14 protein-coding genes are annotated in these 18,003 nt (G+C 70.3%); 4 read left to right on the top strand and 10 right to left on the bottom strand.

Annotation, left to right across the window (positions count from 1 at the left end):
• The first annotated feature begins 115 nt into the window (after window positions 1-115).
• Complete coding sequence (locus ABD808_RS11120; RefSeq protein ID WP_344894003.1) at window positions 116-985, top strand: LLM class F420-dependent oxidoreductase; 870 nt, start codon at window positions 116-118, stop codon at window positions 983-985.
• A gap of 10 nt (window positions 986-995) precedes the next feature.
• On the opposite strand, the gene ABD808_RS11115 is transcribed toward ABD808_RS11120, so the two are convergent.
• The 5 genes from ABD808_RS11115 to ppdK form a co-directional block, all read right to left on the bottom strand.
• On the bottom strand, window positions 996-1,463 hold the full coding sequence (locus tag ABD808_RS11115) for a GtrA family protein (RefSeq protein ID WP_344895370.1): 468 nt from the start codon (window positions 1,461-1,463) through the stop codon (window positions 996-998).
• 122 nt (window positions 1,464-1,585) lie between these two features.
• Window positions 1,586-2,812 carry an NAD(P)/FAD-dependent oxidoreductase gene (locus tag ABD808_RS11110; protein WP_344894000.1) on the bottom strand — a complete coding sequence of 409 codons (1,227 nt, stop codon included), beginning with the start codon at window positions 2,810-2,812 and terminating at the stop codon, window positions 1,586-1,588.
• A gap of 278 nt (window positions 2,813-3,090) precedes the next feature.
• A complete protein-coding gene (locus ABD808_RS11105; RefSeq protein ID WP_344893997.1) occupies window positions 3,091-4,374 on the bottom strand; it encodes a deoxyguanosinetriphosphate triphosphohydrolase in 1,284 nt (427 codons plus the stop codon).
• Between the two features lie 30 nt (window positions 4,375-4,404).
• Entirely contained in the window at window positions 4,405-5,094 is a 690-nt protein-coding gene (locus tag ABD808_RS11100) for a YdcF family protein (RefSeq protein ID WP_344893995.1), read from the bottom strand.
• 895 nt (window positions 5,095-5,989) lie between these two features.
• A complete protein-coding gene (gene ppdK / locus ABD808_RS11095; protein WP_344893992.1) occupies window positions 5,990-8,656 on the bottom strand; it encodes a pyruvate, phosphate dikinase in 2,667 nt (888 codons plus the stop codon).
• A 345-nt stretch (window positions 8,657-9,001) separates the two neighbouring features.
• On the opposite strand from ppdK, the gene ABD808_RS11090 reads away from it, so the two are divergent.
• Both ABD808_RS11090 and ABD808_RS11085 read left to right on the top strand, forming a co-directional pair.
• Window positions 9,002-10,003 (top strand): septum formation family protein, encoded by a 1,002-nt coding sequence (locus ABD808_RS11090; protein WP_344893989.1) that lies wholly within the window; start codon window positions 9,002-9,004, stop codon window positions 10,001-10,003.
• A 5-nt stretch (window positions 10,004-10,008) separates the two neighbouring features.
• Window positions 10,009-11,334, top strand: coding sequence for a DUF4190 domain-containing protein (locus ABD808_RS11085; RefSeq protein ID WP_344893986.1), 1,326 nt, complete (start codon window positions 10,009-10,011; stop codon window positions 11,332-11,334).
• 85 nt (window positions 11,335-11,419) lie between these two features.
• On the opposite strand, the gene secD is transcribed toward ABD808_RS11085, so the two are convergent.
• From secD to ABD808_RS11060, 5 genes are all read right to left on the bottom strand, one after another.
• Window positions 11,420-13,690 carry a protein translocase subunit SecD gene (secD, locus tag ABD808_RS11080; RefSeq protein ID WP_344893983.1) on the bottom strand — a complete coding sequence of 757 codons (2,271 nt, stop codon included), beginning with the start codon at window positions 13,688-13,690 and terminating at the stop codon, window positions 11,420-11,422.
• A 62-nt stretch (window positions 13,691-13,752) separates the two neighbouring features.
• Window positions 13,753-14,217 carry a hypothetical protein gene (locus ABD808_RS11075; protein ID WP_344893980.1) on the bottom strand — a complete coding sequence of 155 codons (465 nt, stop codon included), beginning with the start codon at window positions 14,215-14,217 and terminating at the stop codon, window positions 13,753-13,755.
• 152 nt (window positions 14,218-14,369) lie between these two features.
• Window positions 14,370-15,758, bottom strand: coding sequence for a glycine--tRNA ligase (locus ABD808_RS11070; protein WP_344893977.1), 1,389 nt, complete (start codon window positions 15,756-15,758; stop codon window positions 14,370-14,372).
• 158 nt (window positions 15,759-15,916) lie between these two features.
• Entirely contained in the window at window positions 15,917-17,308 is a 1,392-nt protein-coding gene (locus ABD808_RS11065; protein ID WP_344893974.1) for a DUF1906 domain-containing protein, read from the bottom strand.
• 56 nt (window positions 17,309-17,364) lie between these two features.
• A complete protein-coding gene (locus tag ABD808_RS11060; protein WP_344893971.1) occupies window positions 17,365-17,649 on the bottom strand; it encodes an antibiotic biosynthesis monooxygenase family protein in 285 nt (94 codons plus the stop codon).
• Between the two features lie 45 nt (window positions 17,650-17,694).
• Here ABD808_RS11060 and ABD808_RS11055 point away from each other — a divergent pair, with 45 nt between their 5' ends.
• A complete protein-coding gene (locus ABD808_RS11055) occupies window positions 17,695-18,000 on the top strand; it encodes a DUF6703 family protein (RefSeq protein WP_344893968.1) in 306 nt (101 codons plus the stop codon).
• Window positions 18,001-18,003: the final 3 nt, after the last annotated feature.

The raw sequence follows: 18,003 nt of genomic DNA, 5'->3' as shown, positions 1-18,003 counted from the left end.
GGAGTGGACTCCAGGTCAAGTGTCCGGAATCTACGGATTTGACCTGGAGTCCACTCCAGATAGCAGAGTGCGGTCCCGGGTATTCGACGAGAAAAGACGATCAGAGGGGCTTCGCATGCGCGTAGGACTTCAAATTCCGAGTTTCACCGTACCCGGCGGGCCGGAAGCCATCGCCCCGGCCTTCGGACGCATCGCTCGCGACGCGGACCAGGCGGGCCTGCACTCGTTGTGGGTGATGGACCATTTCTTCCAGATCACCGGCGTCGGCGCGTCGGAGGAGCCGATGCTGGAGGGCTACTCGGCGCTCGCGTACGCCGCCGCGCTGACCGAGCGGGTCACGCTCGGCACGCTCGTGACCGGCGTGACGTACCGGCATCCTGGAATCCTCGTCAAAACCGTCACGACGCTGGACGTACTGTCCGGCGGACGCGCCTGGCTGGGCATCGGAGCCGCCTGGAACGACGAGGAGTCGCGCGGGCTAGGCATTCCGTTCCCGAGCACGGCGGAGCGGTTCGAACGGCTGGAGGAGACGCTGCGGATCGCGCACCAGATGTGGCAGGGCGACGAGTCGCCGTTCGAGGGCGAGCACTACACACTTGAACGGCCGCTGAACTCGCCCCCGACGGTGCGGCGCCCGCGTCCGCCGATCCTGGTCGGCGGCGGCGGGGAGAAGAAGACGCTGCGGTTCGTCGCCAAGTACGCCGACGCCTGCAACCTCTTCGGCGGCGAGGAGATGACCCACAAGCTCGACGTCCTGCGCGAACACTGCGAACGCGAAGGACGCGACTACGACGAGATCGAGAAGACGGCGCTGGCCCTCGCCCGCGAACCGATCTCGGTGGACGAGGCCGTCGACACCATCGGCCGCCTCGCCGAGTACGGCGCCGACCACGTGATCTTCTCCCAGGGCACCGGCGTCGACCTCGCGAGCACCCTCGGCGAGGCGCTGCCGCAGACGGAGAAGATCGTTCCGGCGGGACGCTGAACCGTCCCGATCAGGCCACCGTCGGGGTGAACACCCACTTCTTGTACGACCAGTAGCGGAACGCGGCGCCGAACGCGACACCGGCGAGCAGCCCGACGTTGTACGCAACACCGCCGTGCAGGCCGAGGGTGTAGTACGTGAACCCCGTGCACACCACCTGGATGAGCAGCCCGACGCCGTTCAGCGCGAAGAAGACCGCGACCTCGCGGCCCGAACCGTCGCTGTCGCGGTGCCGGAACACCCAGAACCGGTTGAGCAGGTAGGACGCCACCGTGGACACCACCGTCGGCACGACGACGCTCGTGACGGGGCTGCCGCCGAGCCACGCCCGCATCAGGTTGGCGCCGAAGATCATGATCAGCGTGCCGACGACTCCGACGAAGCCGAAGCTGAGCAGCTCGTTCAGGAAACCGCCGCGCTGGAAGGCGCGGTACGCCGAGGCGGACGCGACCGCACCGACCGGCCTTGACCGCTGCATGGTGTTCACTCGCCCAGACCTTACCTGAGGAGCGAATATACCGACGTCACAACCCACCTAATAGATCAACGTCCGGCCGGGCCGCCACCCGGATGAGGCGGCCCCGCCGGACGCGGCGTCGATCAGACGAGGTCAGTGAGGGGAACCTCCGGGTCGGTGAGGCGGGCCGTGTCCACGGGGCGTCCGGAGCGGATCAGCGCCTGGACGTCGTCGGTCACGTCCCACACGTTGACGTTCATCCCGGCGACGACCCGGCCGCCCGACAGCCAGAACGCGATGAACTCGCGGCCCGAGAAATCCCCCCGGTACACGACCTCGTCGTACTCCCCCGGAGTCGCGACACCGGCCATCTCCATGCCGAGGTCGTACTGGTCGGTGAAGAAATACGGGACGTGGTCGTAGGAGACGTCCTGCCCGAGCATCGCGCGGGCGGCGGCCGGTCCGCTGTTCAGGGCGTTCGCCCAGTGCTCCACGCGGATCCGGCGGCCGAGCAGCGGATTGAAGGCGTTGGCGACGTCACCGGCGGCGTGGATGTCGGGGTCGGATGTGCGCAGCGAGGCGTCCACCAGGATCCCGTCGGAGACGTCGAGCCCGGCCTCCTCGGCGAGCCGCGTGTTGGGCCGCGCCCCGATACCGACGATCACGACGTCCGCGGGCACCTCGGCGCCGCCGGAGGTGACGACCGCCGACACCTGACCGGCGCCCCAGAACCCGGCGACCCCCTGGCCGAGCCGCAGGTCGACACCGTGCTCGCGGTGCAGGTCGGCGAACACGCCGCCGAGTTCAGGGCCGAGCGCGGCGTGCAGCGGCGTCGGCTCCGGCTCGATGATCGTCACGTCGTTGCCGTAGGTGCGGGCCGCGGCGGCCGTCTCCAACCCGATCCACCCGCCGCCCGCGACGACCACACGGCGTCCACCCGGCGCGAACGCCTGCTTCAACGCCGCCGAATCGGCCATCGTCCGCAGATAGTGGATCCCCTGGAGCTTGGCGCCCGGCACCTCAAGGTGACGCGGGGACGCGCCGGTCGTCAGCAGCAGCCGGTCGTAGCCCACCTCCTCCTTGGTGGACAGCCGCACCCGGTGCTCCGCCCGGTCGATGGACTCCACGGCGACGCCGAGCCGCAACTCCACGTCATGCTTGTCGTACCAGTCGGCCTCGTGGACGTGCGCCTTCTCGCGCGGCTCCTGGTCCAGCAGGAACCCCTTGGACAGCGGCGGCCGTTCGTACGGCCGCTCGATCTCGTCCCCGATCAGCAGCACCCTGCCCGTGAAGCCCTCCTCACGGAGCGTCTCCGCCGCCTTGGCACCGGCAAGGCTGGCACCGACGATGACGAAAGTCTCCTCGGGCATTTCTTCTCCCTTGTTTATTGGGGGGCTGGTTTTTTATTGGGGGGGCGACCCCCCAAACCCCCCGGCTGCGCGGTTCGGGTCTCCTCGCTTCGGTCGCTGGCGCTCCCTACGCTGCGGGGACGCGCCCGCGCCCGGGTATTCCCGCCCCGCTCGCTGGCGCTCGCTCCACGTGACTACCCGTAACCCTGTGGCTGAGGTTAGAACCCCTGCCGGTCGCCGTTCGAGCTTGTGGTCGTGGTTGTGGTTCAAGCCTGTGGTCGTGGTTCAAACCTTAGTCGTCACGGGGTTTCTGTCAGTAGGTGATGGCGGGCTATGGCTGACGTGTCGGTCAGGGATGCGATCTGGTCCACTACGGCTCGGAGGCGGGCCTTGTCGTCTTCGGCTTCCTCGAAAGCGGCACGGAAGCCTGGTTCCAGGGTGTTGGGGGCACCGGCTAGGGTTAGCTGGCCCAGCTCTGTGATCAGGGTTCGTTGGCGGGCCCTGACCTCTTCGTGGCTGATCCAGACGTAGTGCGCTGTGATGCCCTTGAGCAGGGCGTTTTCCAGGCGTTGGGCCCTTGGGACGATCAGTTCCGCGGCGTATCTCGTCAGTGGGCGATCGCCGTAGGCGGCGCGGGTGGCGGTTTCGGCAGCCAGGCAGAAGCGGCCGATCAGGGTGCTGGTCAGGTTCTTCAGGGCCGCGAGGCTGCGTGGGGTGCCGTCGTAGCGGGTGGGCCAGCAGGGCTCGGCCAGCAGCTCGATGAAGCGTTCCTCCAGCTCGGCCAGGTCGGCGTCGGGGCAGTACAGCTTGATCGCGGTGGCGGCGACGAGGCGGCGTTCGGTGGGGTCGGCCAGGCGGGCGAAGTCGATGTGCCCGGCGACCAGGGCGTCCTCCAGGTCGTGGACGGAGTAGGCGACGTCGTCGCTCCAGTCCATGACCTGGGCCTCGAAGCACGTGCGGGTGGGGGCGACGCCCTCGCGTATCCAGCGGGCCACGTCCGTGTCGTCGCTGTAAATGCCGAATTTTCCGTTGATCGCCTCGGTTTGGGGCCACGGGTACTTCATCGCGGCGTCCAGGGCGGCGCGGGTCAGGTTGAGGCCGACGCTGCGGCCGTAGAGGGGCGGGCCGTCCGCCGCGAACGACTTGGGCTCCAGGCGGGTGAGGACGCGCAGGCTCTGGGCGTTGCCCTCGAAGCCTCCGCAGTCGGCGGCGACGATGTCGAGGGCGGCCTCACCGTTGTGGCCGAACGGCGGGTGCCCGATGTCATGGGACAGGCACGCCGCCTCCACGAGGTCGGGGTCGCAGCCCAGGGACTTGCCCAGTTCGCGGCCGACCTGGGCGCATTCAAGCGAGTGGGTCAGGCGGGTGCGCAGGCTCTGCACGGTGCCGCCAGCGGCGTCCGCGCCTGGCGAGGCGACCTGCGTCTTGGCGGCGAGCCGCCGGAGAGCGGCGCTGTGCAGGACGCGGGCGCGGTCGCGTTCGAAGGCCGTCCGGTCGCGCCGTTTGGGGAGTTCGGGCGCCCAGCGCTCCCGGTCCCTGGCCGCGTACGCGGCGGGGCCTTCGTGATCAGATTGGCTCGTCATGGCCCTATCCAGAGTAGGCGGAGGGCCGGGTCAGTGTTCGCCCCACAGGACGTACGCCAGGTAACCGCCAGTTTCACGGACGATGTAGTGGAACTGCGTGTTGCGGGTCTGGACGCTCGGGCCGCTGCGCGTCGGGGACGCGGCCGCCTTGATGCCGTTGTCCTCAGCCATCTTCTTGGAGCGCAGGCCGTGCCACGGGTCGGTGACGATCACGGCGGACGTCCAGTGGTGCCGGTCGAACTCATTACCGACGGCCCGCATGCTCTCCAGCGTGTCGCGCCCCTCGGGGACCGCGAAGACCTTGGACGCGGGGACCCCGCCCTTGCGGATCAGCCAGGCGCGGCCGGAGCCCGCCTCCGTGTAGTTGTCGCCGGGCGCCTTGCCGCCGACGGTGACGATGGCGGGCGCGACGCCGTCGCGGTAGAGGTTGAGCGCGTGCTGGAGCCGCCACCGCAGCGTCGGGGACGGCACCCCGTTGTACTGCGCCGCCCCGAGGACGATGATCGCGTCGGAGCGCGGCCGCTCGTCCTGGCGGCCCTGGTACCAGACCCGGCCGCCGACGGTGAGCGGTGTCAGGACGGCGACGGCCAGCAGCCCGAGGACGAGGCTCAGCGGAACCGTGAACCAGGGCGAACGGCGGCGTCCCTCCCGGCCGTCGTTCGCGGGTTCCTCGGCGTCGTCCTCGGGCGCGGGGCCCGGCATTTCCACTTCCAACGTCATCGCATCGGACACGTTAGTTAGATGGTCCGCCGCGCGCGCCGGGTTCGCCGGTATGGCGTGTCATCCCGCCCACAAAACGGAGGTCAGCGCCCGTCGCCCCCTCCACCACCCGAGCCCCGCCCCGACCACGCCGCACTCGCCCTAGTCGGCCGCGACACCTCCCCAGGCGCAGACCCATAAGCCCCGCTCCCGAGCGGGCCACGTCGCTCCCGCGACCACAGAAAGCCCACCCGGCACTGTTCACAAACTTGATGACAAGAGTTTGGTCGCCCTGTTAGCGTGCGCGTATCCCGCACTGATCAGAATGTGTGTCAAGTCATGCCGACTGTGATCGTGTCTTCGCAAGAGGACACAAGCTCAATCGAGAAGTTACTCAACGCGGGAAGACCCGATGTGCCGAAGGGCCGTCAGCGGCGAATCGGCGGGCGATGGCGAGGTCGCCGGGGACGCGTCCGCGGAATCCGAGTCTCCGCTCGTTCCTACCCAGCTGATGTACGTGCCGGTTCACCCGGTGGCCCGGGACGGCGAGATCGTCATTGGCTATGAGACACGCGAGATCGCGCCCGGAAGTCCGGCCCTTCCCGTCTTCTCCAGCGAGGAGAAGCTCGTGGAAAATAGGTGACCCTGATGGCTCCCCCAAAGGTCGAAAACCCCTTCATGGCCTTTTCCTGGTCACGTTCGCTACGGACAGGTCGGGTTCGATCTCCGGCACCGTGATGCTGGTGTCGATGTGCCTGGGCCTCGGCGCGGGCGTCCCGGTGCTGATCAACACGGTCCGCCGGGCGAGGAAGGACCCCTTCGACTGACCGGCACCGGAGAGACGGCCACGGCTCCGTCGTGGGGCGTGGCCGTCTCCGTACGGCGCGTGTTTCAGATTGGCGCGTCTACCACTCGCTCAGCGGCCGCCGCTCCTCCCCGCGATGGCGGCTCTTCCGGCTTCTAGGCGGGCTACGGGGACGCGGAAGGGGGAGCAGGAGACGTAGTTCAGGCCTACCTCGTGGCAGAAGTGGACCGAGTCCGGGTCGCCGCCGTGCTCGCCGCAGATGCCGAGGTGCAGTTCCGGGCGGGCTCGGCGGCCCTCTTCCACGGCGATGCGGATGAGGCGTCCTACGCCGTCGCGGTCGAGGGTCTCGAACGGGGACACGCCGAAGATGCCGAGGTCCAGGTAGCGGGAGAAGAACGCCGCCTCGACGTCGTCGCGGGAGAAGCCCCACGTCGTCTGGGTGAGGTCGTTGGTGCCGAACGAGAAGAACTCGGCGGCCTCGGCGATGTGTCCCGCGGTCAGGGCGGCCCTCGGCAGCTCGATCATGGTGCCGATCAGGGCGGACTCTCCCACTTCGGCCAGGACGGCGCGGGCCTCGTCGCGGACGGCCTCCAGCTCCTGCACGGCGCCCACGAGCGGGATCATGATCTCGGGACGTGGGTCGCCGCCCGCTGCCCGGCGCTCGGCCGCCGCCTCGGCGATGGCGCGGACCTGCATGGCGAACAGGCCCGGGATGACGAGGCCTAGGCGGACGCCGCGCAGGCCGAGCATGGGGTTCTGCTCGTGGAGGCGGGTGACCGCTTCGAGGAGTTTTCTGTCCTTTTCGGTTGCCTTGTCGCCTGCTAGTGCGACCTTGACCGACAGTTCGGTGATGTCTGGGAGGAACTCGTGCAGGGGCGGGTCGATCAGGCGGATGGTGGTCGGCAGCCCGTCCATGGCCTCGAAGATGCCCGCGAAGTCCTGCTTCTGGAGGGGTTCGAGGGCGTCCAGGGCGGCCTTGCGCTCCTGGTCGTCGGCGGCGAGGATGAGCTGCTCGACGAGCTGGCGCCGGTCGCCGAGGAACATGTGCTCGGTGCGGCACAGCCCGATCCCGGTGGCGCCGAACCGGCGGGCGCGCGCCGAGTCCTCGGGCGTGTCGGCGTTGGCGCGGACCCTGAGCGCGGCCCGCGCGTCCGCGTGCGCCATGACGCGGTCGACGGCCCTGACGAGGTCGCCGCCGTCCTCGATCGACAGCTCACCCTCGAAGTACTGGACGACGGGCGAGTTCTCCACGGGTACCTCGCCTAGGTAGACGTCCCCGGACGTCCCGTCGATGGAGATGACGTCGCCCTCCCGGACCGTCACGTCGCCGGGGGCGGTGAACTGCCCGCCCCTGACGTCGACGTCCAGTTCCTCGGCGCCGCAGACGCAGGTCTTGCCCATGCCGCGGGCGACGACGGCGGCGTGGGACGTCTTGCCGCCCCGGGACGTCAGCACGCCCCGGGCGGCGACCATGCCCGCGAGGTCGTCGGGGTTGGTCTCGCGGCGGACGAGGATCACGTCCTCGCCGCGTCCGGCGAGTTCCACGGCCCGTTCGGAGGTGAACACGACCTTGCCGACGGCCGCGCCCGGTGAGGCGTTCATGCCCTTGGTCAGCTTCTGGACGCCGTCCACCCTGCTCGCGAAGCGGGGGAACATGAGCTGGGCGAGCTGCCCGCCGGTGATGCGGCGGGTCGCCTCGTCGGCGTCGATGAGGCCCTGGTCGAGGAGCTGGCAGGCGATGCGGAACGCGGCGGCGGCGGTCCGCTTGCCGACGCGGGTCTGGAGCATCCACAGTTTGCCGCGCTCGATCGTGAACTCGATGTCGCACATGTCGCGGTAGTGGTTCTCCAGCGTCTCCATGATTTCGAGAAGCCGGTCGTAGGACGCCTTGTCGATCCGCTCCAGCTCCGTCAGCGGGACGGTGTTGCGGATTCCGGCGACGACGTCCTCGCCCTGCGCGTTCTGGAGGTAGTCGCCGTAGATGCCCTGCTGGCCGGACGCGGGGTCTCGGGTGAAGGCGACGCCCGTCCCGGAGTCCATGCCCAGGTTGCCGAAGACCATGGCGCAGATGTTGACGGCGGTGCCGAGGTCGACGGGGATGCGCTCCTGCCGCCGGTACAGGACGGCGCGGGGGGCGTTCCAGGAGTCGAACACGGCCTCGACGGCGAGGTCCATCTGCTCGCGCGGGTCGGTCGGGAAGTCGCGGCCCGCACGGTCGCGGACGATGGCCTTGAACCGGTCGACGAGCGCCTTGAAGTCGTCGGCGGTGAGGTCAACGTCGTCGTCGCTGCCCTGGGCGCGCTTGACGTCCTCGACGGCGTCCTCGAACAGGTCGCCGTCGATGTCCAGGACGGTCTTGCCGAACATCTGGATCAGCCTGCGGTAGGAGTCCCACGCGAACCGCTCGTCGCCCGCCTGCGCGGCCAAGCCGAGCACGGACTCGTCGTTCAACCCGACATTGAGGACGGTCTCCATCATCCCCGGCATGCTGAACTTGGCGCCCGAACGCACGCTGACCAGGAGCGGGTCGTCGCTCTGGCCGAGCTTCTTGCCCATCGCCGACTCCAGCGCGGCCAGGTGCCGGTCGACCTCGTCGGCGAGCCCCTCGGGCCGGTCCCCGTGCTCCAGGTAGTACCGGCAGGCCTCCGTGGTGATCGTGAACCCGGGAGGCACGGGCAGTCCGAGGTTGGTCATCTCGGCCAGGTTGGCGCCCTTGCCGCCCAGCAGATCTTTGAGGTCCTTGTTTCCCTCAGTGAAGTCGTACACGAACTTCGCCACGGGGAGCTCCTTCTCGCTCCGGTCCCACCCAGCGGCAGTGCCGGTCCCGCCTCGTGAGGACGCCGCGTCGCGTCCCGGGCGGCGGGTCCGCTGCCCTGATTGGGGGGAATGTACCCGCGCGCGAAAACCGCCTTCGGCGCCCGGTCCCCAGGACGGCGTTTGCGCAGGTCAGACGGCAGATAGTGGTCTATTCCAATCCGGACCAACAGGGATCTTCCGGGCGGGCGCGACGGGCGGACGGAAGGCGCGCTCGGCACCCGGCGCGACCCGGGGCGCTTGATCACAAGTTGACGACAAGCGCCGGAATTGCTCCTTTTGTCGGCAATCCCGGCTATTTTCTCGGCCGTGACCATCCCACCGCCCACTGGCGACGACCCGGGCTCCCCCGCCTGGGCCCCGCCGGACGCCGCTCCCGCGCAGGACGCGCCAGCCGGGTTACCGATCGTCTCTCCAGGGCCGCCTCCTCTCCCGGGGCCCGCGCCCATACCCGGTCCGGCGAACACGAAACGGAACCTGGTCGTCGTCCTCGCGGCGGGCCTGTGCGTCCTGGTCCTGCTCGGAACGGGCGCCGCCGTCGCCGTGACCGCGTCCGGCCACTCGCCGTTCTCCTCCCGGGACGGGACGGAGCCCCGGGCCCCGAAGGGCATGGTCGCGACGTCGACGCTGGCCGCGGGCGACTGCTTCAGCGGGTACACCGAGCAGTACGGCGAGCCTGTGGCCGTGCGCAAGCCGTGCGACGGCGGCCACGACGGCGAGGTCGGCGCCAAGGTGACCCTGCACGACGGGCCGTTCCCGGACAGCCAGTCGCTTCTCGCCCAGTCGACGTACCTGTGCAAGGAGCGCACCGAGTTCCTGACGAGCCGTCCCGCCGCTCCCATGCTCGACCTGCGGATCGACCTGCCCGACAAGGACGACTGGGCGGCCGGGAACCGCGAGGTGACGTGCCTGCTCGTCTACACCGGCTCCGGCGGGCTCACCAAGCCCCTCGCCGACTCCACGGCCACGACGAGCCTGTCGCAGATGGCTCTGGGCGCCTGCATCGAGCAGTGGAACATGAACTACTACGACTATGTCGTCGTCGAGTGCGCCACGAAGCACGAAGCACAGCTGTTCGCCCGGAGCACCCTGAAGGGGACCAAGTATCCGGGTGACAAGAAGCTGGACGACAAGGCCAACACGGCATGCCTCGCCCGCACGGAGACGGTTCTGGAGAAGCGGCTGCCGGAGCGGGTCCAGATGTTCTACGTGCGGCCGTCCAAGGAGACGTGGGCCTTGGGGGACCGACTTCTCTTCTGCCTGATCAAGAGTTCGGGGGAACCGCTGACGCGATCTCACATGAGGAAGTGACGAACGTGACCCCACCGCCCCCCGCCGACAACGACCACGGCGACAGACCCCCCGCCGCCCCGAGACCCATGCGGCCCGAGCAGTTGCCGCCCGAGCCCGTCCGGCCCGCTCCCCGGCAGCCCGCCTGGGCGCCGCCGACCGGGCCGATCGTCCCGCCCCCTCCCCTGGACCTGCCCGAGGGCTTCACCCCGCGCCCGGTACGGGACGCCCCACCGCCAGGCGGCCACGTCCCGCCCGGGGGCCACGTCCAGTCCGGCGGTCACTTCCCGAACGGTGGCCACATCACGCCAGGTGGCCAGATCCCGCCAGGTGGACAGGTTCCGCACGGCGGGGGCGTGCCGGGCGGCGCCTACGGGCCGCCGACGGACACGGTCCTGCCTCGGACGAACCGGCTCGCGGTCGTCGCCCTCGTCAGCGGGCTTTTCGGCCTGGTCCTGTTCGCGATCGGGTTCGGCGTGGCGGCTCTTGTCCAGGCCGGACGGCGCGGCGAGCGGGGCCGGGGCCTCGCCGTCGGCGGCATGGCCGCGTCCGCCGTCTGGAGCCTGGTGGGGATCGTCGCGGTGGCCGGGTTCCTCGGTTCGGTGGTCACCGCCGACCGCGACGCGTCGGGCCGCGTCACCGGCAAGGACAAGGTGCTGCCCGCGGCGCTGCGCGTCGGCGACTGCTTCACCGGGTTCGAGGGGAAGTCCCTGATGAACCTGGTGACGACCATGCCCTGCGCGCAGCCGCACGACGGAGAGGCCGTCGACAAGGTGCGGTTGCGCGGCACGGAGTACCCGGGCGACCAGAAGCTCCTCGAAGAGGCGACGGTCGAATGCGATCTGAAGGCGGTTCGCTTCCGGAAGAGCAGGTACGTCAAGAACCTGGTGCCCTACCTCGTCCATCCGACGCGCGCGAGCTGGAACTCCGGAGACCGCGGGGTGCTCTGCCTGATCCGCTACACCGGTTCGGAAACCCTCACCGTGCCGCTCGCCCAGACCCTCGACCCGAACCAGAAGATCTGGCACGAGCTGAAACGCGGCGACTGCTTCTCGAAGTGGAACGGCCCGTCCCCGTCGCAGCGCGTCCTGCCCTGCACGACGCCGCACTGGTCGCAGGTCTACGCGGTCTACAGGATGAAGCCGGGCTCCTACGAGGGCGCGGACGCCATGGAGCAAGACGCGGAAAAGGGCTGCGGCAAGCGGCTCGACGACGTCTTCCCCAGCCGCCGGGACTCGATCCTCTACGGCTGGGTGTTCGCGGAGAAGTACGAATGGGAGTCCGGAATCCGCACGGTCGTGTGCTTCGTCGAGAACCAGGACGGCCCGCTGAAGAAGTCGATCGTGCCGTGACCCGGCGGCGGGGCTCGTCCAGCGGCACCGGCCACTGACGGGCTGACCGGTGGCCCCGGCGGTCGCCGGGGCCACCTGACACGGGTCAGACGACCGCGCCGGAGTCCCGCCGGGGGCCGCGGGACGGGCGGGACTTCGTCCTGCGCTGCGGAGGCGGCGCCTTCGCGAACCGCTCCAGGACGACCGCCGTCGGCGTCGCCGTGAACACGCTGGAGTACGTGCCGACGACGATGCCGATCAGCAGGGCGATGGCGAAGTCGGTCAGCGAGTCGCCGCCGAGGAACGCCAGCGCCGTCAGGATGAACAGCGCGCCCATCCCGGTGTTGATCGTGCGCGGGACGGTCTGGAGGACGCCCCGGTTCGCGATCGCCGCGAACCGTCCCTTCGGGTTGTCGCCCCACATCTCGCGGACGCGGTCGAACACGACGACGGAGTCGTTGACCGAGTAGCCGATGACGGTGAGCAACGCGGCGAGGAACACCCCGTCGATCGGTTTGCCGAGCCAGGCGAACACGCCGGTGACGATGATGATGTCGTGGAACATGGCGATCACCGACCCGGCCGCGAACGTCCAGCGGAACCTGATCGTCAGGTACGCGAGTTGTGCCAGCAGCGCGACGCCGAGGGCGATGAGGGCCTTGGTGCGCAGCTCCTCGCCGAGGCTCGGGCCGATCAGCTCGTCACGCTGCTTGACGGCCCCGCCGCCCTCCTTCGCCAGCGCGTCGTGGATCCGTCTCTCCTGGTCGTTGGTGAGGTCGACCGTCCGGACGGAGATGTCGTCCTTCCCGGACGTCTGGACGACGGCGCGCGGGAACCCGGCGTCGGCGACGGCGGAGCGGGCCGTGTCGATGTCCACGTGCTTGCTCGTGGAGTACTCGACGAGCCGTCCCCCGGTGAACTCGACACCGTAGTTGAGGCCGCGGGCGAAGATCCCGGTGGCGGCGACGACCACGGCGAGCGCGGAGATCCCGAGCCAGAGCCGGGCGCGTCTCATCAGGTCGGGGCCGCTTTCCTCCAGCCACCGGCGGATCCGTCCCGCGCCGGAGATGCCGCCCGCCGGGCCCTTGGCGAGCTTCGGGAACCGCGCCGCCACAGCGTCGGTGAGGACGCGGCTCAGCAGCATCGCCGACACCAGCGACGCGATGACGCCGATGGTGAGCGTGACCCCGAACCCCTTCACCGGCCCGGACGCGAGGAAGAACAGCAGCCCGGCGGCGAGCACCGTGGTGACGGCGCTGTCGGCGATCGCCGACCACGCCTTGTCGAACCCGACGGCCAGCGCCGTCCGGGCACTGCGTCCCGGCGCGGCGACCCGTTCCTCCCGTGCGCGTTCGAAGGCCAGCACGTTCGCGTCGATGGCCATGCCGATGGCGAGGACGAACCCGGCGAGCCCCGGCAGGGTCAGCGTCGCGCCGACGGCGACGAGCGCGGCGTAGGAGATCAGCGCGTATCCGGCGAGCGCGACGGTGGCGAGCAGGCCGACGAGACGGTAGACGGCCACGATGAACAGGCCGGTCAGGATGATGCCGATGACGGCGGCGCGGGCGCTGGCGTCGATCGCCTCGTCGCCGAGCGTCGGTCCGACCACCCGCTGCTCGATGACCTTCACGGGGACGGGCAGCGACCCGCCCTCGATGAGGGCCGCGAGGTCCTTGGCCTCCCCGGCGCTGAAGTCCCCGGTGATCTGCGTCGAGCCGCCGGTGATGCCGACGCCGCAGCGGACGCTCTCGGTGACGCCCGGGGAGGAGATCACCTTGCCGTCCAGGACGATCGCGATCCGCCGTTCGTCGCCGGACGCGCAGGCGGCCTTGGCGGTCAGCCGCTCCCAGGTCTTGCTGCCGTCGCCCTTGAAGTCGACGTTCACGGCCCAGCCGCCGAGGTTCTGCGGGTCGTAGGACGCGCTGGCCGAGCCGATGCCCCCGCCGGTCAACGCGGCGGGGCCGATCAGGATCGGCCGCCCGCTCTCGTCCGCGATCAGCTGCTGACCGTTGCCGGGCTTGCCGGTGTTGGGCAGCACCGGATGGGCGGTGAGCTGCGCGGTCTTGCCGATCGTGGCGGTCGCGCGGGACGGGTCCTGCACGTCGGGCAACTCGACGATCAGCCGCCGGTCGCCGGACCGGGTGATCGACGACTCCGCGACGCCGAGGGCGTCGACACGGCGGTGCAGCACCTCCCGGGCGCGGTCGGTGGACTCCCGGTCCGCTTTCACGGTCGGCGAGTTCTGGGTCTCAAGCACGATCTGGGTGCCGCCGCGCAGGTCGAGGCCGAGGCGGGCGGGTTTGGACCAGGCGAAGTAGAACGAGGTGGCGAGCACGGCGAACGCCAGTACCGCCCGCACCACGGTGGCGCGAGTCAAGAGGAACCTCCACACGGACTTCGGCACCGCGCGTCAGTGGGCGGCACCGCCGGACGAAAAGCTCAGATCCGGGGGGAGGAGGGTGGGGCGCGCCCGCGCGGAACCCCGGTCGGGGGGACGTCAGGCGCGGGAAGGACTGCGGCGGCGCGGACGACGCGCGCGGACGGCGGCCGCAGCCCGGCACCGGACGCGGCCAACACCGCCGACGGCGCGTGCGCGGCGTTCGACGGGTGGGCGGGCTGCGCCTTCGCGACGGCCACCAACACCTGCGCTTGGGCGGCCTGCGCGTGCGCGGCCTGCGCGCGTGTCGCGTGTGTTGATCGTGTGCGTGCGGGCCGTTTGCGGTCCTGGGCGGGGTCGCGGGTGCGGGCGGGGGCTTGCTGGGTCGTCCCGCTGGTGATCGCGCCGGTGAGGGACGTCCCGCCGGGCGTTCCGACCCCGCCGGGCCCGACCACGAAGCCCAGCAGGCCCAGCGCGACGAGCAGCAGCCGCGCAACGGGACGGGCGGGACGGCACAGCTCGCGCATCCTGCCCTCCCTCACGCTGGTCGGTCGCCGGGTTCCACGGCGGGCGGTCAAGCCAACCTAGCCCAGGATTCCCGGCCCGAAGACGCCGAACGCCCGCCGTTGACGAAACACAGAAGGTCAGCGGCGGGCGACGGCGTACCCGAACGGGGAGGTCAGCAGCCGAGGAGCTGCGCCGCCAGGAACGACTCGACCTGGCTGATCGCGATGCGCTCCTGGCTCCTGGAGTCGCGTTCCCGGACGGTGACCGCGTCGTCGTCGAGCGTGTCGAAGTCGACGGTGACGCAGAACGGGGTGCCGATCTCGTCCTGCCGCCGGTAGCGGCGGCCGATGGCCCCGGCGTCGTCGAAGTCGACGGTCCAGTTCCGGCGGAGCCGGGCGGCGAGGTCGCGGGCCTTCGGGGACAGGTCGGTGTTGCGCGACAGCGGCAGCACCGCGGCCTTCACCGGGGCGAGCCGCCGGTCGAGCCGCATGACGGTGCGCTTCTCCATCTTGCCCTTGGCGTTGGGCGCCTCGTCCTCGTCGTAGGCGTCCATCAGGAACGTGAGCGTGCACCGGTCGACGCCCGCCGCGGGCTCGATCACGTACGGGACGTACCGGTCGCCGGAGTCCTGGTCGAAGAACGACAGGTCGGTGCCGGACGCCTTGGCGTGCGTCGTCAGGTCGTAGTCGGTGCGGTTGGCGATGCCCTCCAGCTCACCCCACTCGGTGCCGACGAAGTCGAACCGGTACTCGACGTCGACGGTCCGCTTGGAGTAGTGCGACAGCTTGTCGGCGGGGTGCTCGAACAGCCGCAGGTTCTCCTTGTTGATGCCGAGGTCGACGTACCACTGCATGCGCTCGTCGATCCAGTACTGGTGCCATTCCTCGTCGGTGCCGGGCTTGACGAAGAACTCCATCTCCATCTGCTCGAACTCGCGCGTCCGGAAGATGAAGTTGCCGGGCGTGACCTCGTTGCGGAACGACTTGCCGATCTGGCCGATGCCGAACGGCACCTTGCGGCGCGAGGACTGCTGGACGTTCAGGTAGTTGATGAAGATGCCCTGCGCCGTCTCGGGACGCAGGTAGGCCAGGCCCGACTCGTCCTCGACGACGCCGAGGTAGGTCTTGAGCAGGCCGTTGAACATCCTCGGCTCGGTGAAGGAGCCCTTGACGCCGCAGTTCGGGCAGGAGATGTCGGCGAGCCCGGCCGCGGGCGGGCGGCCGTGCTTGGCCTCGTAGGCCTCTTCGAGGTGGTCGACGCGGAAGCGCTTGTGACAGGACTGGCACTCGGTGAGCGGGTCGACGAACGCCTGGACGTGACCGCTGGCCTCCCAGACCTCGCGCGCGAGGATGACGCACGAGTCGAGGCCGACGATGTCGTCGCGGCCCTGCACCATGGACTTCCACCACTGGCGCTTGACGTTGTTCTTCAGCTCGACGCCGAGGGGGCCGTAGTCCCAGGACGCGCGGAGCCCGCCGTAGATCTCGCTCGACGGGTAGACCAGGCCCCGCCGCTTGGCGAGGTTGACGATCGTTTCCAGCACATCGGAACGGCGTGCCATGAGTTTCTCCATCCGGCTGGCGGTCGGCGGGACAGTGCGTGCGCCCCCGCCCCCGCGAACGCGGACGGCGGCGAGTGTTCCCCGATGAACCCGCGGCGCGATCTTCGTCGGCGCGCGGGGAGTCCCAGCTTAGGGCACCGAGAAGCCGAGTAGACCGCCTAGTAGACGCGGCCGTCCACCATATTTCGGTCGATGTTGAGCGTCACGCCGCCGTGTTTCTCCTTGTGGCCGCCACGGTACTGCTTGATACGGCGGTGCGGACGCCACCAGTCGTCCGGGACGAGCGAGTCACCGTAAACATCGGCTTTACCGTTCCAATGGGCGAACCAGATGGCGGTGGGCTTGCTGATCCCGTCGGCGCGGCCGACGTCCCGGATCCCGGAACTGGCGCTGCTGTAGAGGCACGGTTCGTACCCGAGTTCCTCCAGCTTCTGGACCCAGTTGTCCACGAAACGGAGGACCGCGGCCTTGCAACCGCGCTTCTTGCTCTTGTACGCCTCCATGTCGTAGTAGATGGGCGCCCCTTCCGGGATGCCGAGGACCTCCGCCTTGCGCGCGGCGTCCACGGCGGACTTGGCGCCCTGCGACGCGGCGTTCTTCGCGGTGAACCGCTGCGGGCGGCTGCCGCACGGCGCCTGCAACCCGACGTAGGTGGGCGTGATGCGGTACCCCATCTCGCGGACCTCGTCGACCCACTCCCCGGTGAGGTTGGGTTGGGCGCAGCCGCGCGCCGCTCCCCCGATGTAGATGTTGGTGACCTTGAACGAGGGCCGCCACGCCCGCATGGCCGCCAGGGACGGCGCCGTACAGGTGTCGAATCCCTTGCCACGTGCCCAGGGCTCGTCCAGGAGCGGTGAGAGCACGGTGTCCACCGGGCCCGGCCCGCCGCGCCGGGCGTTGGGCTCGGGCGGCGCCTGCGTGTCCGGGCCGGGTTTCCAGTCCGGGTTCGGTTCGGCGTCGCGGAGGACGCGCTGGAGCAGCGCCGGGTCCGTCCCGTACACCCCGGTGACGGCGACCCCGGCGTCGGGCAGGGTGAGCCGCGCCTCGTGGTCGGTGCTCGCCGGGATCTTCAGCGTGGCGAGCCTGCTGGCGGGCACGGTGGTCCGGGCCGCGCGGCCGTCCTCGGCGGCGGGCTGGAGATGGACGGCCTCGGTTCGGCCGACGAGACGCGCCGGGCAGTCCGGCTGCGGCCCCGGACGCCCGAGGTACACCGCGTGCCGGTCATACCGGATACACCGGGACGGGTCCCGGTCAAGGTCGTGGACCTCCCACCCGGCGGGCACGCGCACGCGCAGCCCCCGGTACTCGACGACCCGCGCGTCGGCGGGATCGTCGGACGCGGCGGGCACCGGCGGCGGCTCCGCCCCGAAGGACGGCCCGGCGACCAGGGCGGCCCCACCGATCAGGGCGACACCGCACAGCACGGCGCTGGACGGCAGGACGGCACGGCGCATCACATCTCCCCCGACGGGCCCGGCATGATCGTGTGCGGCAAAGATGACCTTGGCCACGCCGCCGAAACCGCCCCCGGACGCTCCTTGCGAGGCCATTGCCCTAACGAGACGCCGCCCTGAACAGCGAGTCCGTCAAGAGCCGGACCCGGCGGTCAGAAGGAGGCGACGATCTCGTAGGCGCCGGGTTCGTCCACGGCCAGGGCGGCGAGCGGGATGAACTGGAGCCGGACCGCGTAGTCGCCGAGCGCGCGGCGGTAGTGGCCCGCGCCGTCCCACTCGGTGACGATCGCCCAGAGGTCGGGGTCGTCGACGGTCCGGGCGAGCCGTCCGGAGCGGAAGCCGGGGCTCGCGGACAGCGCCGTCAGCACCGCGGTCATGCGTTCGGCGAAGCCGTCGGCGTCCTCGCCGGGCACGCGGTACCGGGTAATCGCGATCATCCGTCCATCCTCTCGCGGCGAAAGGGAGTCGGTTACCTTGGGCGGGTGGAGACGCGAGGTGAGCGCGGCGGGCTGCGCGCGGCGGTCGAACGGCGGAGCGCGGCGCCGGTGGTGTTCCTGCACCGGCTGCCCCGGTGGACGCTGCTCGTCGCCGTGTTCGTGCTGCTGGTGATCGGGATGGCCGGAACCGGCTGGGTGGCGGCGGCCGGGGTGCTGGTCCTGGCGGTGGCGCTGGCCTGGTTCGCCTACCTGAACTGGCCTCGCCTGGACGTCCAGGGCAGGGCCCTGCGGCTCGTCGCGCTCACCCTTCTCGTCGTCTTCGCCCTGGGACGCGGCATCGGCCGGTTTTGACAA

This window comes from Actinomadura meridiana (assembly GCF_039537545.1).
GTDB lineage: Bacteria > Actinomycetota > Actinomycetes > Streptosporangiales > Streptosporangiaceae > Spirillospora > Spirillospora meridiana.
The sequence above is the reverse complement of the archived record's forward strand: the minus strand, read 5'-3'. Positions and strand labels throughout refer to the sequence as shown.